The organism is Pseudomonas sp. 18058 (assembly GCF_902706155.1).
Taxonomy (GTDB): Bacteria; Pseudomonadota; Gammaproteobacteria; order Pseudomonadales; family Pseudomonadaceae; genus Aquipseudomonas; species Aquipseudomonas rustica.
Window position 1 is genome coordinate 15094 of record NZ_CACSJY010000068.1, and the last position, 14568, is coordinate 29661.

The following is a 14568-nucleotide window of genomic DNA, read 5'->3' on the forward strand; positions in this document are numbered from 1 at the left end:
CATGAAACTCTCGCGCCTCGCCCTGCCCTTCTTCCTGCTGCCGTCTGCCAATGTCCTCGCCGATAACTTCGAGCGTGATCAGGCGTTGAAGCTGCCGGACACGTTGATCTCCGCCAACCGCCAGGTCGAAGCACGCAACGACAGCAGCGCCGCCAACACCGTATTCACCCGTGAAGACATCGACCGCCTGCAACCGAGCGACGTGCCGGACTTGCTGCGTCGCGTGCCGGGTGTGCAAGTGGCGCAGACCGGTGGGCGCGGCAGTCTGCCGGGGATCTATATTCGCGGCACGCAATCGGCGCAGAGCCTGGTGTTGGTCGATGGTCAGCGCATCGGCAACTCGACTTCGGGCGACAGCAATCTGCAGCATCTGAACATCGAGCAGATCGAGCGTGTGGAAGTGCTGCGCGGTTCGCGTTCGGTGATTTACGGCAGCGATGCGATTGGCGGGGTGATTCAGATTTTCACCCGACGCGGTACTGAGCAGGGTCTGCAGCCACGCATGCACGTTGGTTTCGGCAGCAACCAGACGTGGGAACGCAGCCTCGGTTTGTCCGGCGGCGATGACAAAACCCGCTTCAATCTCGGCGCCAGCCTTGATGAAACCGCCGGGATTGATCGTACGCACGAGTCGTATCCAAGCGATGCCGATCACGATGCCTACCGCAATAAGTCCATTAGTTTGAGCCTCAGCCATGCGCTGACCGATGACATCGAAATCGGCGCCAATCTGCTGGATAACCGTGGCAAGAGCGAGTTCGACAACCCGTTCGGCCGCTTCGACATGAACACCTTCGAGTCGGTGCAGCAGCAGCCTTACAGCGATTTCAACGTCAGCAGTATCAGCAGCTACTTCGACGCACGGTTCAACGACCTCTGGAAAACCCGCGTCGAGTTTGGCCATACCGAGAACCGCGAGAAGACCCTGGATAAACTCAGCGACGAGCGCACGGTGTTCAACACCTATCGCGATTCGCTGAACTGGCAGAACGACCTGACCTTGAATGCGCGTAACAGCCTGATCCTCGGCGGCGACTGGTACGAAGATCGCGTCAACAGCAGCACCGCGTTCGACGAGGACAGCCGCTGGAACCGCGCGGCGTTTATCCAGCATCGTTATCAGGCCGACAGCTTTTCCACCGAACTCGGTCTGCGCCACGATGACAATCAGCAATTCGGCAGCCAGAATACCTGGAGCGGCACGTTCACCCTGCCGCTGAATCCGGATAACGATCTGTTGCTGAGTTATAGCGAAGGCTTCCGCGCACCGACGTTCAACGACCTGTACTACCCGGACTTCAGCAATCCTGATCTGAAACCAGAAACGTCGAAGAGCTATGAGCTGCAATGGCGCAGCCAGTTGAGCGACAGCAGCCGTCTGGAAGCGTCGATTTACCGCACAGATCTGCAAGACGCGATTATCTTCGGCAGCAACTCACGTCCAGAGAACGTCGCTTCGGCGCGAATCAACGGTTTTGAAGCGGCGCTGAAACAGGAATTGTTCGACTGGCAGAGCAACCTGGGCGTGTCGATCATCGATCCGCGCGATCGCGATTCCGGGCATACCCTGGCGCGTCGTGCGCGGCGGACGTTGAGCTGGGATCTGGATCGCCAGTTTGATCGGATCAGTGTCGGTGCGAGCTGGCAGGCGGTAAGCAGCAGTTATGACGATCGCGACAACAATCAATCGCTGGGTGGCTACGCACTGTTCGGCTTGCGCAGCAGTTGGGCGCTGAACCGCGAGATCAAGCTGGATCTGAAGGTCGATAACGTTTTCGACAAGGGTTACAGCCGCGCGAATTACAGCTATGACGGCGGTCAGTATGGTTATCGCGAGGAAGGTCGGATGTGGATGTTTGGTGTCACCTGGACACCCGAAATCCGCTAAGACCCCGCATCTGGATATCACCCAACACCCTGTAGGAGCTGCCGAAGGCTGCGATCTTTTGATCTTCGGCAATCCCGACTCAGCCCCAAAGCAAGATCAACAGATCGCAGCCTTCGGCAGCTCCTACAGGGGTTATCGGTGCGGCTGGATGAGTTGGCAGAGTTTGGCGGTGGCGTCGATCATCTGGCCGCTTGGGCGTTCGAGGCCTTTGTCGGTGACCAACAGTAGTTGCTGCTGCTTTACAGCGGCGACCTGCGGCCAGTTTTGCCAGGCGTTGAGCTGGGACTGGTCGCTGGCCAGAATCACTTCGGGATCACGTTGCAACACCGCCTCGATGCTGACTTGCGGCGCAGGCAAGGTCAGATCACTGAACACATTGCGCGCCCCGCACACTTGCAGCGCATCACTGATGATCTGCCCGCCACCAACGGTGTACAGCGGTTTATCCCACACCTGATAAAACACCCGCAACGGCACTTCCCGGTGATAGCGCTGGCGTAGATCCGCGAGTTTTTGCCGCAGATCCGCTGCCAGTTTCACCCCACGCTCAGGCCTGCCCAATTGCTTGGCAATGGCTTCAATCTGCGTGGAGAGTTGATCTAAAGAATGCGGTTCGGCGACGAAAGTCGGAATGCCCAAGCGCTTCAACTGATCACGTTGTGCCGGGCCGACGCTGCCGGGCCAGAGCAACAACAAATCAGGTTTGAGGCTGAGCAACTGTTCCATGTCGAGTTGGCCATAACGACCCACCGATGGAACGTTAGCGATTTCAGCAGGACGCTCACCGGCATCCAGCACCCCGACCAACAGGTCAGCCGAATCCAGCTCAACGACAATTTCAGAAAGCGACGGTGCGAGGCTGACCACCCGCAGGTTTGCCAGCACCGGGCCGCTGACGGCCAGCAGCAGAACCGCCAGCCAGAGACGGCGCATCAGCCGAGTTGACGCGGGATGCGGTAGAGATAAAACAGCACGGCGGTGGACAGCGCCAGCAGCATCAACGGTACTGCTTCGAGACCGACGAATACCGCCAGTGCGCCGATCCACGCTGGCAAGGCTGCCGCGAGAAACGCCGAGCGACGGTTCGCCGCAAGGGCAATCCACGCGCCGGGTTCTTCAGGGGTATCGAGGGCGTTTTGCGTGGCGATCAGTGCGTGTTTGTAGCGGCCGAAAAACTTCAGGCTGACAAACATAGACGCCACGCCGGCAATGAACAACGGCATCGCCAGCACCGGCAAAATGCCGTCGCTCTGACCGAACAGGGCGTTGATCACGAACAGCGGCACCAGTGCCAGCGCGAGGTATTTCCACCAGGCGACGGACAATCGGCGCCGCACCTGACCACGGGTCACGCCCGGTCTACCTCGCCCTGATGCTCGTTGCCCATCATGTGGTCGAGCTTGCTGGCCTTGGTCGCCAGATAGAGTTTGTTGTGCGGGTTGTGCCCGGTGTGCAGTGGCACGCGCTCGGCGACGGTGATGCCCATGTCGGTCAAGGCTTTGACCTTGCGCGGGTTGTTGGTCATCAGGCGCAGGGATTTCACGCCCAGATGTTCAAGCATCGGCAGGCACATGGCGTAGTCACGCTGATCGGCGGCAAAGCCCAGACGCTCGTTGGCTTCAACGGTGTCGGCGCCGCCGTCCTGCAACTCGTAAGCACGGATCTTGTTCAACAGACCAATGCCGCGACCTTCCTGGCGCAGGTACAGCAACACACCTCGGCCTTCGCGAGCGATGGCTTTGAGTGCGCCTTCGAGTTGCGAGCCGCAGTCGCAACGCTGGCTGAACAAGGCATCGCCGGTCAGGCATTCGGAGTGCAAGCGGCCGAGTACCGGGGCACCGTCGGTGAACTCACCGAGGCTCAGCACCACGTGCTCGCGGCCGGTGGCTTCATCGAGAAAACCGTGCATGGTGAATTGCGCAAAAGGCGTTGGCAGCTTGGAAGCGGCGACAAAGACGACAGGCACCGGTGTGCTCCTGATCTAAAGAGTCTGAAAATTCGCAGGCCGGCATTGTAGCAGCAGGTTCCTACCGGCGCTTAGGCTGAATTATCGGGGATAACGATCAAAAAGTTTGATAACTACAGACTTGCCTGGATCCCTGTGGGAGCGGGCTTGCTCGCGAATGCGGTGTGTCAGTCGACAGATTGGCTGACTGAGCCAACGCTTTCGCGAGCAAGCCCGCTCCCACAGGGGTTTTGTACAAGCATCCGGATCGGTGTTCAGTTCGGGTTGAAGGGATAGGGCTGCTTCCAGTGTTCGAAGATCGGCTTCAGCTCGCCGCCCTTCACCAGTTGCTCCATGCGCTGGTCATACAGCGCCATCAAGGCCCGAGCCGGCGGCGTGTCGGCGAAGCCGAGGTACAACGGCAGCTCGACCAGGTGCGAATAGCGATACTGCGCCGGATCCGGCGCGCTGCGCATCACCGCTTCAATCTCGGTCAGCGCATCGATGTAGTAATCCGCCCGCCCCTGTTTGAGCATCGGCAGGATGCCGGTGCGGCGCTCGATCTGGTTGTAGCGTTTGACGTTCGGCAGGTAGTTTTCGTAGCGATAACCGCGCACCCAGGCCAGTCGGTATTTGCCGAGGGTCGCCAAAGTCGGCGGCGGGTTGCTCGCCAGACCCAGCGCGTAGATGTGATCGGAATCGAAATTCCAGTGCGGATACAGCACTTGCCCGGCTTCATCACGATAGGAACCGACCAGCGCGTCGACTTCCTTCAACTGCACCAAACCGATCGAGCGTGTATACGGCACGCTGCGGATCTCGACTTTAACGCCGACCGGTTCAAAAACCTTGCGCAGTACATCCCAGGCGAGTCCGTGGCCGTCGGCGGCGGTGTAGTCTTCCCAGTCTTCGCTGGCCAGATGAATCACCGCCGGCGCATGCACAGCTTCCTGAGCACTGACGACAGTGCTCAACAAGGTCAACATCAGCAGCGCCAGCCAGCGTCGAGCCATCCCTAGTGTCCTCACTTAACCCTGTACGGCGCGGATCAGGCGAAAATCCACACCAGTCCCTGCATGGCCAGCCAGGCGAACACGCCGGCCAGCACGTCGTCGAGCATGATGCCGACGCCGCCGTGAACATGCCGGTCGATCCAGCGAATCGGCCACGGCTTGAGAATGTCGAAGAAGCGGAACACCAGAAAACCCGCGAGCAACCAGTACCAGCCTTCCGGCACCAGCCACAGGGTGATCCACATCCCGACCATTTCGTCCCAGACGATGCCTTCGTGGTCGTGTACCCGCAGATCGTCGGCGACTTTGCCGCACAGCCAGAAGCCGAACAGCATGGTGATCCCGAGCATCAGCCAGTAACCCCAGTCGGGCAGCATCTGCCACAACGGGATAAAGGGTAGCGCAACTAATGAGCCCCACGTGCCCGGCGCTTTCGGCAGCGTGCCGGAACCGAAGCCGAACGCGAGGAAATGCCAGGGATTGCGCCAGACCGACGGAGGAACGAATTCGGCCGGAACCTGTTTCGGGTGATCTGTCACGGTGTCTCCTGAAAATGTTGATAGCCCCGGGTTTGCGGGGTGATGTCGTGCCCTTCGCGATCCAGCAGCACCACGCCCTGCCCTTCGGCCACGCGACCGATCACATGGATCGGCCAGCCATTGGCCAGCAGCGCCGACAACTCGACGGACGGCAGGGTGAACGCCAGCACGTAATCATCGCCACCGCTCAACGCCGCGCGCTCGGCACCACGCTGACCGAGAAACGCCACTAAAGCATCCGACAACGGTACGCGCTCGCGTTCAATCTCAAGTCGCACCTGCGATGCCAACGCGATATGGCCGCAGTCGGCTAGCAAGCCATCGGAGATATCCAGCGCCGACGTGGCTTTGCCGCGCAGGGCCTGACCGAGGGCGAGTTGCGGTTGTGGCGACCAGTAGTGATCGAGCAACGGTTGGGCGATATGAGGTTCGGCATCACGCTGACCGAGCACCAGCGGCAGCGCGCCGGCAGCATTGCCCAACTCGCCGCCGACACAGAGCAAGTCGCCCGGTTGCGCGCCGCTGCGGGTCAACGCCTGACCGGCAGGCACGCGACCAAACACAGTTACCGTCAGGCTCAACGGCCCGCGCGTGGTGTCGCCGCCGACCAGCGCAACGCCACAGGTCTGCGCCATGCGGTTCAAACCGCGGGCATAGGCTTGCAGCCAATCGGCGGTCACCGTCGGTACAGTCAGGGCAAGGGTAAAGGCAACGGGCGTGGCGCCCATGGCGGCCAGATCGCTGACCGCAACGGCCAGCGAGCGCTGACCGAGCAGAAACGGATCGCAAGGGTCGGCGAAATGCACACCGGCCACCAGCGTATCGGTGGAAATTGCCAGCTGTTCCCCGGAGGGAACAGCGAGCAAGGCGCAGTCATCGCCAATCCCGAGAGCAACGCCTTCGCCGCCCTGCGCACAAGGCGCGGCGGCGAAGAAATTGCGGATCAGCTCAAACTCGCCCATTGAAGTATCAAGCGCGTTTCAGCGCTTGAACGCCTTCACTTCAGCTTCACGCAGGCGCGGGGCCAGCTTGTCGAGCACACCGTTGACGAACTTGTGACCGTCGGTGGAACCGTAGACTTTCGCCAGTTCGATGCCTTCGTTGATCACAACGCGGTACGGCACGTCGACGCGCTTGAGCAGTTCCCAGGTCGACAGGCGCAGTACGCACAGTTCAACCGGGTCGAGCTCTTCGATGGTCAGATCCAGGCACGGCGCCAGCGCGGTATCGATCTCGGTCAGACTGGCCGGAACACCGTGCAGGATGTCGTGGAAGTAGCTCTGGTCGGCGAAGGTGAAGTCGTTATCGACGCGAAACTGCGCTTCGATTTCGTTCAGCGAAGCACCGGCCATGTGGCGCTGGTACAACGCTTGCGTCGCCAACTGACGGGCAGCGCGGCGCTTTTCACTTTTCGAAGGCTTGCCGGCGTCAGTTGGACGCGGCTCGCGCGGGTTGAAACGATCGCTTTCGTCGCTAATCACTTGGCCTCCAACTGTGCCAGCAGGCTGACCATTTCCAGAGCGGACAGGGCAGCTTCGGCACCTTTGTTACCGGCCTTGGTGCCGGAACGTTCGATGGCTTGCTCGATGGAATCAACGGTCAGGACGCCGAACGCGACCGGTACGCCGAACTCCATGGACACCTGGGCCAGACCCTTGGTGCATTCGCCAGCCACGTATTCGAAGTGCGGAGTACCGCCACGAATGACCGCGCCGAGGGCGATGATGGCTGCGAACTCGCCTTTCTGAGCGACTTTCTGCGCAACCAGCGGGATTTCGAAGGCGCCAGGCGCGCGGATGATGGTGATGTCGCTTTCGCTCACGCCGTGGCGAACCAGGGCATCAACTGCACCGCTGACCAGGCTCTCAACAACAAAGCTGTTGAAACGGCCTACTACCAAAGCGTAGCGGCCTTTTGGGGCGATGAAGGTACCTTCGATGGTCTTCAGGGTCATTCGTCAGATCTCTTAAAGAGCCGGGACGCGTCTCGTACGCATCCCTCAGTGATATTAGCCACGAACACATGGCCGGAAAAATCCGCATTGCTAACTGGATAGCACCCTTGTGGCGAGGGGATTTATCCCCGTTGGGCTGCGCAGCGGCCCCTGTTTTTGGGACTGCTATGCAGTCCAACGGGGATAAATCCCCTCGCCACAATGGGCACACACCAGCAATACGATTCTCCGGGTCATTATTCGGAGGGCACGTATTCTACAACTTCCAGATCGAAACCGGATATCGCATTAAATTTCATTGGCGCAGACATCAAGCGCATTTTGCGCACACCGAGATCACGCAGGATCTGCGAACCGGCACCGACGATGCTGTAGGTGGTCGGTTTTTTCGGTACTGGCTGATCACCGGTTTCACGGATATGCGCCAGCAACACGTCGCCATCGAGCGGGTGACCGAGCAACAGAACAACACCGCTGCCCGCCTCGGCAACCGCAGCCATCGCGGCGCGCAGGCTCCAGCGGCCCGGTTGCTTGACCATCAACAGGTCGCGCAGCGGATCCATGTTGTGCACGCGAACCAGCGTTGGCTCTTCGGCGCAAACAGTGCCCAGGGTCAGTGCCATGTGCACGTCGCCTTCCACCGAATCACGATAGGTCACCAGGTTGAATTGGCCCAGTTCGCTGTCGAGTGGCTGCTCGGCAATCCGCTGAACGGTACGTTCGTGGATCATCCGGTAGTGAATCAGGTCGGCGATGGTGCCGATCTTGATGTTGTGTTCGGCAGCAAAAGCTTCCAATTCAGCGCGACGGGACATGGTGCCGTCGTCGTTCATCACTTCGCAGATCACGCCGCTCGGCTCGAAACCGGCCATGCGCGCGAGGTCGCAGGCGGCTTCGGTGTGGCCAGCGCGAGCGAGGGTGCCGCCGGCCTGAGCCATCAGCGGGAAGATGTGGCCCGGGCTGACGATGTCTTCAGCCTTGGCATCTTTGGCCGCCGCCGCTTGCACGGTGCGCGCACGGTCAGCAGCGGAGATGCCGGTGGTGACGCCTTCGGCCGCTTCGATCGAAACGGTGAACTTGGTGCCGAAACCGGAACCGTTGCGCGGTGCCATCAGCGGCAGCTTCAACAGTTCGCAGCGCTCGCGGCTCATCGGCATGCAGATCAGGCCACGGGCGTGCTTGGCCATGAAGTTGATGTGCTCGGCCTGGCAGCATTCGGCGGCCATGATCAGGTCGCCTTCATTCTCGCGGTCTTCGTCATCCATGAGGATGACCATCTTGCCTTGGCGGATGTCTTCAACCAGTTCTTCGATGCTATTGAGCGCCACAAGGCACCCCCCTTCTTTCGAAATTTAGAGCTTCAGGATTTGAGATAGCCGTTGGCGGCCAGAAAGCTTTCAGTGATCGTGCCGCCGGATGCCGACTCTGCGGCTTTGTCGCCCAAAAGGAGACGCTCCAGATAACGCGCCAGCAAATCGACTTCCAGATTCACCCGGCGACCCGGCTTGTACGACGCCATGATGGTTTCGCTCAGGGTGTGCGGAATGATCGTCAGCATGAATTCGGCGCCATCGACTTCGTTCACGGTCAGGCTGGTGCCGTCGACGGTGATTGAGCCTTTGTGGGCGATGTACTTGGCCAGTTCTTTCGGCGCGCGGATGCGAAATTCCACGGCGCGGGCATTGTCGGAGCGCGAGACGATTTCGCCGACGCCGTCGACGTGGCCGCTGACCAGATGCCCGCCGAGGCGGGTGGTCGGGGTCAGGGCTTTTTCCAGATTGACCGGGCTGCCGCTTTTCAGGTCATTCATGGCGGTGCAGTCCAGCGTTTCACGGCTGACGTCGGCGGCAAAGCCGTCGCCCGGCAGTTCAACGGCCGTCAGGCACACGCCGTTGACCGCGATGCTGTCGCCGAGTTTGACGTCGCTCAGGTCGAGCTTGCCGGTTGCGACGTGTACCCGCACATCACCGCCCTTTGGGGTCAGTGCGCGGATACTGCCGATGGATTCGATGATGCCGGTAAACATGGGGTTCTCCTTGAGAACTAAGCCAGCGCTAACGCGATGGCCGGGAATTATACGCTCGCCGATGGCACAGGGATGGCAGTGACTCGCCAGTCATCGCCCACCGCACGAATTTCACTGATTTTCAGCTCCGGGGCATCCTTCATATGGGCCAGCGGCCAGTCGAGCAATGGACGCGCCGTGGAGCCAAGAAACTTGCCGGCGATGAAGATCACGAATTCATCCACCAGGCCGAGCTGAGCGAAGGCGCCGGCCAAACGTGGGCCGGCCTCGACCAGCACTTCGTTGACGCCGCGATTGGCCAGTTCAATCAGCAGTTGATGCAGATCGACCTGACCGTCATCACCCGGCACGATCAGGCATTCCGGGCCATTGGCGTATTGCTCTTCGACCGCGATGCAAGTGGCAACCAACGCCGGGCCGGCCCTGAAGAACGGTGCATCGAGCGGCACGCGCAGGCGCCCGTCGATCAGCACGCGCAACGGCGGACGGCTCATGGCCAGCGCGGTTTGTTCGCCATCCAGCCCCAACTCGTCGGCGCGCACCGTTAAACGCGCGCCATCGGCCAGCACGGTGTCAGCGCCGGTCAGCACCACGGCGGCCTGAGCGCGCAAACGCTGCACCGCCGAACGCGCGGCCGGGCCGGTGATCCATTGGCTCTCGCCGTTTTCCATGGCCGTGCGACCGTCGAGGCTCATGGCCAACTTGACCCGCACGAACGGCAAGCCGTGTTCCATGCGTTTCAGGAAACCCTGGTTGAGCTTGCGCGCCTCGGCTTCGAGCACACCGCTTTCGGTGGCGATGCCGGCATCGGCCAGACGCTGCAAACCACGTCCGGCAACTTGCGGATTCGGGTCACGCATTGCCGCAACAACCCGAGCAACCCCGGCATTCACCAGCGCATCGGCACACGGCGGCGTACGGCCATGGTGGCTGCACGGTTCCAAGGTCACATAAGCAGTGGCGCCACGGGCCAGTTCACCGGCGGCGCGCAGGGCGTGGACTTCGGCATGCGGTTCGCCGGCGCGTTCGTGCCAGCCTTCGCCGACAATCTGCCCGTCGCGCATCACCACACAGCCGACCCGAGGATTGGGATGGGTGGTGTAGTGACCTTTGCGCGCCAGTTCCAGCGCACGCGCCATAAAGTGGGCGTCGAGGATGGCCTGCTCGGCGACGGTGGTCATTCTTTCACCGGTTCGCGGGCGAGGCGGTCGATTTCTTCGCGGAATTCGTTGAGATCCTGGAAGCGCTTGTACACCGAAGCGAAGCGGATGTAGGCGACTTCATCAAGCTTCTGCAATTCAGCCATGACCAGTTCGCCGACCACGAGGGATTTGACCTCGCGCTCGCCGGTGGCGCGCAGCTTGTGCTTGATGTGAACCAGAGAGGATTCGAGGCGCTCGACGCTCACCGGACGTTTCTCCAGGGCGCGTTGCATGCCGGCGCGGAGTTTTTCTTCGTCGAACGGTTGGCGGCTGCCGTCAGTTTTGATCAGGCGCGGCAACACCAGTTCGGCCGTCTCGAACGTCGTGAAACGCTCGCCGCAGGCCAGGCATTCACGCCGGCGGCGCACCTGTTCGCCCTCGGCGACCAGACGCGAGTCGATGACCTTGGTGTCGTTGGCACCGCAGAAGGGACAGTGCATGGTGGCTGGCAACAAAAAAAGGGAGGGCCATGGTAGCGCATCCCGGTGGCAAGACAAGCCATAGGGTTTGCGGTATACAGAACGGCATGATCGTTTGATCCATGGATTTCATTTTGCCGGAGCCTCCAATGCCGTTACGTCCGCTCGTTTTGCTCAGTCTTTTCAGCCTGCTGGTGGCCTGTGGCAGCGATGCTCCCAAGCCGCAGCCGCCGACTCCGGGGCCGGCACCGCAACAAGCGCAGAAAAAAGCCAAGGAAGCCGCCGAGCTTGGCCCGCTACCGGCTTATCAACGTGAACTGAGCGGCACCCTGCAAGGCGTGCCGGCCAGCGCCGAAGTCGAACTGGCGTTGCTGGTGATCGATGAGAAGGATCGCCCGCAGCAATTGCTCGCCAGTTCCAGCCTGATCGGCAACAACCAGATCCTGCCGTTCCGCCTGCGCTTCAACCCGGACGCGTTCCCGGCCGGTGCGCGGGTTGAGCTGCGTGGCCGCGCCAGCCAGTCCGGCCAGTTGATCCTGCATTTGCCTTCGCAAACCATCAGCCAGCCGACCACTCAGGCGTTGGGCCAACTGCAATTTGTCAAAGCACCATGACGGCACCGCTCGACCTGCAACTAGCGTTAGGTGAATTGCTCGGCGACGCCAGACTCAAGGTCTGCGCGTTGTCCGACACTGATTTACAGCTATGGCTGATCGATGGCGACAACATGGATCGCCAATTCAGCCAGGAAGAAATCCAGCGAATTCTGCATGAGCCGCCGTACTGGGGATTCTGTTGGGCCAGCGGTTTGGCGGTGGCGCGTTATCTGGCGGAGTTTCCCGAGTGGGTGCGCGGTAAACGCGTGCTGGATTTCGGCGCTGGCTCGGGGATTGCCGGGATTGCGGCGGTGAAGGCCGGGGCGCTGGAGGTGGTGGCCTGCGATCTCGATCCACTGGCGATTTCCGCCTGCCGGGCGAACGCCGCGCTGAATGATGTCGAGATGGGTTATTCGACAGATTTCTTTGCCGAGGCCGACCGCTTTGATCTGATTCTGGTGGCGGACGTGTTGTATGACCGGTCGAATCTGCCGTTGCTGGATGCGTTTTTGAGCCGTGGCCGTGAGGCGTTGGTGGCGGATTCGCGGGTGCGGGATTTTCGCCATCCGTTGTATCAGCGCATTGAAATGCTTGAGGCGATGACGTTGCCGGATCTCGCGGAGCCTGAGGAATTTCGGCATGTCAGCCTGTACCACGCGCGGCGCTAATTAAAAGCTTCGCGGGCAAGCCTTGCTCCTACAGGTCAGCGGTGATCCTTGTAGGAGCAAGGCTTGCCCGCGAAGAGGCCCTGCCAGACAACACACCTCCAAGATCTGCCCCGCTTCCGGCCACCCCCCGCCAAGCCGTATAGTTGCCCCATCCACGCTTTGACGAGATCCCCCATGAGTGAGCAAACGCCGTACATCTTCGACGCCACGACGGCCGATTTCGACCAGTCGGTGATCGAGGCTTCTTTCAGCAAACCGGTGCTGGTGGATTTCTGGGCCGAATGGTGTGCGCCGTGCAAGGCGCTGATGCCGATGCTGCAAACCATTGCCGAGAGTTACCAGGGCGAGTTGCTGCTGGCCAAGGTCAACTGCGACATCGAGCAGGACATCGTTGCCCGTTTCGGCATTCGCAGCCTGCCGACCGTGGTGCTGTTCAAGGACGGTCAACCGGTCGACGGCTTTGCCGGTGCGCAACCGGAATCCGCCGTGCGCACCCTGCTTGAGCCGCATGTGCAGATGCCACCGCCGGCTGCTGCCGATCCATTCGAACAGGCTCAAGCGTTGTTCGATGACGGCCGTTATGCCGATGCCGAAGCGGCGCTGGTGGTGATGCTCAATGAAGACAACACCAACGCCAAAGCGCTGATTCTCTATGCGCGTTGCCTGACTGAACGCGGTGAGCTGGGCGAAGCGCAGACCGTGCTGGATGCGGTCAAAAGCGACGAACACAAAGCCGCGCTGGCCGGGGCCAAGGCGCAGATCAAGTTTCTCGGTCTGGCGCGTGATCTGCCGGATGCGGCTGACTTGAAAGCGCGTTTGGCAAAAGATCCGCAGGACGATGAGGCGGTGTATCAACTGGCGATCCAGCAACTGGCGCGTCAGCAGTACGAAGCCGCGCTGGAGGCGATGCTCAAGCTGTTTATCCGCAATCGCAATTATGCCGAGGGCTTGCCGCACAAGACGTTGCTGCAGGTGTTTGAGCTGCTGGGCAACGATCATCCGTTGGTCAGCGTTTACCGCCGGAAGATGTTTGCTGCGCTTTATTAAGATCAAAAGATCGCAGCCTTCGGCAGCTCCTACATTGGAACCGTGTACATCCTTGTAGGAGCTGCCGCAGGCTGCGATCTTTTGCGGTTCACTCGATCCAGCTGTAAAGCGGCGTATCCCCGCCACTCACCACTTTCACGTCCGAACTGTGACGCAGACGCACCAGCAAGCGCTTGCCCGCCACCGCGCTGCCGGTCAGCCCTTCAAGCTGATCAAGCAGATCCGGCCCGCTGAGTTGCCCGGCCTTGCGCAACAGATCCCGCGCCACCTGCCACAACGCATCATCCTGATTCAGCGGTTTCGCCGCTGGCGCCGACGTGGCCACTTCAGGTTGCGCCGTCTGCACTTGCCCATTCAGGGCCGAGCCGAGCCGTGCCCAGTCGCTGTCATCCAGTTCCACCGTCAAATCCACCGGCAGGTCACCGACGGTTCCGCGTATCCGCAACATTGAGTTCGCTCCTGCACTTTTCTGACCTGCATGCTCCCACGGGACTTGTGCAACGCCAAGCGCACGGGCAAACTCTGCGGACTTTCGTTATAAGATTACATAACAAACTCTTCACTTTACTCCCGGAGTTCGCCATGCGCCGTCTGCTGCTCGCTTTGCCGTTTGCCCTGTTGCCGCTGGCCGTCGCCCATGCTGCCGATGAGCACGACCACGATCATGAACACGGCAGCCTCGGCGCGCATGAGCACGGTGTCGGTCGCCTGAACGCCGCGCTCGACGGCCAGATGCTGGAGCTGGAGCTGGAAAGCCCGGCGATGAACCTCGTGGGTTTCGAACACCTCGCGACCACGGATGCCGATAAAGCCAAAGTCGCCGCCGCCCGTGCGCAGCTGGAAAAACCATTGGCGCTGTTCAGTCTGCCCGCCGCTGCCGGTTGCAAGGTCGTCGGCCAGGAACTCGAGAGCCCGTTGTTTGGCGACAAACCGGATGCCGACGATCATGACGAAGATGAAGCGGACAAGGACGGTCACGAACATCACCACGACCACAGCGAAATCCACGCGCACTACCAGATCAAGTGCGCAACGCCCGGCGCGTTGAAGACACTGGATCTGGCGAACATCTTCAATACCTTCCCGGCGACGCAGAAAATTCAGGTACAACTGATCAGCGCGAGCGGCCAGCAAGGTGCTGAAGTGACGGCCAAGGCTGCCTCCCTGAAATTCTAAGTCTCACCGAAAATCCCCCTGTAGGAGCTGCCGAAGGCTGCGATCTTTTGATCTTGCTTTAAGAAGATCAGGATCAAAAGATCGCAGCCTTCGGC

At 60.7% G+C, this 14568-nt stretch carries 18 protein-coding genes; 5 read left to right on the forward strand and 13 right to left on the reverse strand.

The genetic code is table 11. The features are described from left to right. Position 1 precedes the first annotated feature (1 nt). Positions 2–1888, forward strand: coding sequence for a TonB-dependent receptor domain-containing protein (locus GVL50_RS25280; RefSeq protein WP_159815454.1), 1887 nt, complete (start codon positions 2–4; stop codon positions 1886–1888). A gap of 132 nt (positions 1889–2020) precedes the next feature. Here GVL50_RS25280 and GVL50_RS25285 read toward each other — a convergent pair whose 3' ends face one another. The 12 genes from GVL50_RS25285 to nrdR form a co-directional block, all read right to left on the reverse strand. After that, positions 2021–2821, reverse strand: a complete 801-nt coding sequence (locus GVL50_RS25285) for a cobalamin-binding protein (protein ID WP_159815455.1) — start codon at positions 2819–2821, stop codon at positions 2021–2023. Then, entirely contained in the window at positions 2821–3240 is a 420-nt protein-coding gene (locus GVL50_RS25290) for an MFS transporter (RefSeq protein ID WP_159815456.1), read from the reverse strand. The genes GVL50_RS25285 and GVL50_RS25290 overlap by 1 nt, the downstream gene beginning before the upstream one ends. Continuing rightward, positions 3237–3854 carry a GTP cyclohydrolase II gene (gene ribA, locus GVL50_RS25295; RefSeq protein WP_053124247.1) on the reverse strand — a complete coding sequence of 206 codons (618 nt, stop codon included), beginning with the start codon at positions 3852–3854 and terminating at the stop codon, positions 3237–3239. The genes GVL50_RS25290 and ribA overlap by 4 nt, the downstream gene beginning before the upstream one ends. A 254-nt stretch (positions 3855–4108) precedes the next feature. Next, positions 4109–4846 carry an ABC transporter substrate-binding protein gene (locus GVL50_RS25300; RefSeq protein ID WP_159815457.1) on the reverse strand — a complete coding sequence of 246 codons (738 nt, stop codon included), beginning with the start codon at positions 4844–4846 and terminating at the stop codon, positions 4109–4111. Between the two features lie 35 nt (positions 4847–4881). After that, positions 4882–5385, reverse strand: a complete 504-nt coding sequence (locus tag GVL50_RS25305; protein WP_007910933.1) for a phosphatidylglycerophosphatase A — start codon at positions 5383–5385, stop codon at positions 4882–4884. After that, the gene (gene thiL, locus GVL50_RS25310) at positions 5382–6347 is read right to left on the reverse strand and encodes a thiamine-phosphate kinase (RefSeq protein ID WP_159815458.1); all 966 of its coding nucleotides are present in this window, start codon (positions 6345–6347) and stop codon (positions 5382–5384) included. Before thiL ends, GVL50_RS25305 begins: the two co-directional genes overlap by 4 nt. Positions 6348–6365: 18 nt before the next feature. After that, positions 6366–6866 (reverse strand): transcription antitermination factor NusB, encoded by a 501-nt coding sequence (gene nusB, locus GVL50_RS25315; protein WP_053124252.1) that lies wholly within the window; start codon positions 6864–6866, stop codon positions 6366–6368. Beyond that, positions 6863–7339, reverse strand: coding sequence for a 6,7-dimethyl-8-ribityllumazine synthase (gene ribE, locus GVL50_RS25320; protein ID WP_003228649.1), 477 nt, complete (start codon positions 7337–7339; stop codon positions 6863–6865). The genes nusB and ribE overlap by 4 nt, the downstream gene beginning before the upstream one ends. Before the next feature lie 236 nt (positions 7340–7575). Further along, on the reverse strand, positions 7576–8667 hold the full coding sequence (gene ribBA, locus GVL50_RS25325) for a bifunctional 3,4-dihydroxy-2-butanone-4-phosphate synthase/GTP cyclohydrolase II (protein WP_159815459.1): 1092 nt from the start codon (positions 8665–8667) through the stop codon (positions 7576–7578). A 32-nt stretch (positions 8668–8699) separates the two neighbouring features. Continuing rightward, on the reverse strand, positions 8700–9365 hold the full coding sequence (locus GVL50_RS25330; protein WP_159815460.1) for a riboflavin synthase: 666 nt from the start codon (positions 9363–9365) through the stop codon (positions 8700–8702). Between the two features lie 47 nt (positions 9366–9412). Then, a complete protein-coding gene (ribD, locus tag GVL50_RS25335; RefSeq protein WP_159815461.1) occupies positions 9413–10546 on the reverse strand; it encodes a bifunctional diaminohydroxyphosphoribosylaminopyrimidine deaminase/5-amino-6-(5-phosphoribosylamino)uracil reductase RibD in 1134 nt (377 codons plus the stop codon). Then, the gene (nrdR, locus tag GVL50_RS25340; RefSeq protein WP_007910946.1) at positions 10543–11007 is read right to left on the reverse strand and encodes a transcriptional regulator NrdR; all 465 of its coding nucleotides are present in this window, start codon (positions 11005–11007) and stop codon (positions 10543–10545) included. The genes ribD and nrdR overlap by 4 nt, the downstream gene beginning before the upstream one ends. 128 nt (positions 11008–11135) lie before the next feature. Between nrdR and GVL50_RS25345 the strand changes: the two genes are divergently transcribed. From GVL50_RS25345 to trxA, 3 genes are all read left to right on the forward strand, one after another. After that, complete coding sequence (locus GVL50_RS25345) at positions 11136–11600, forward strand: YbaY family lipoprotein (RefSeq protein WP_159815462.1); 465 nt, start codon at positions 11136–11138, stop codon at positions 11598–11600. Then, positions 11597–12250, forward strand: coding sequence for a methyltransferase (locus GVL50_RS25350; RefSeq protein WP_159815463.1), 654 nt, complete (start codon positions 11597–11599; stop codon positions 12248–12250). Before GVL50_RS25345 ends, GVL50_RS25350 begins: the two co-directional genes overlap by 4 nt. Before the next feature lie 174 nt (positions 12251–12424). Next, positions 12425–13297, forward strand: coding sequence for a thioredoxin (trxA, locus tag GVL50_RS25355; protein ID WP_159815464.1), 873 nt, complete (start codon positions 12425–12427; stop codon positions 13295–13297). Positions 13298–13385: 88 nt separating this feature from the next. On the opposite strand, the gene GVL50_RS25360 is transcribed toward trxA, so the two are convergent. After that, complete coding sequence (locus GVL50_RS25360; protein ID WP_159815465.1) at positions 13386–13745, reverse strand: hypothetical protein; 360 nt, start codon at positions 13743–13745, stop codon at positions 13386–13388. 134 nt (positions 13746–13879) lie between these two features. Between GVL50_RS25360 and GVL50_RS25365 the strand changes: the two genes are divergently transcribed. Then, positions 13880–14473, forward strand: a complete 594-nt coding sequence (locus tag GVL50_RS25365) for a DUF2796 domain-containing protein (protein WP_053124266.1) — start codon at positions 13880–13882, stop codon at positions 14471–14473. Positions 14474–14568 lie beyond the last annotated feature (95 nt).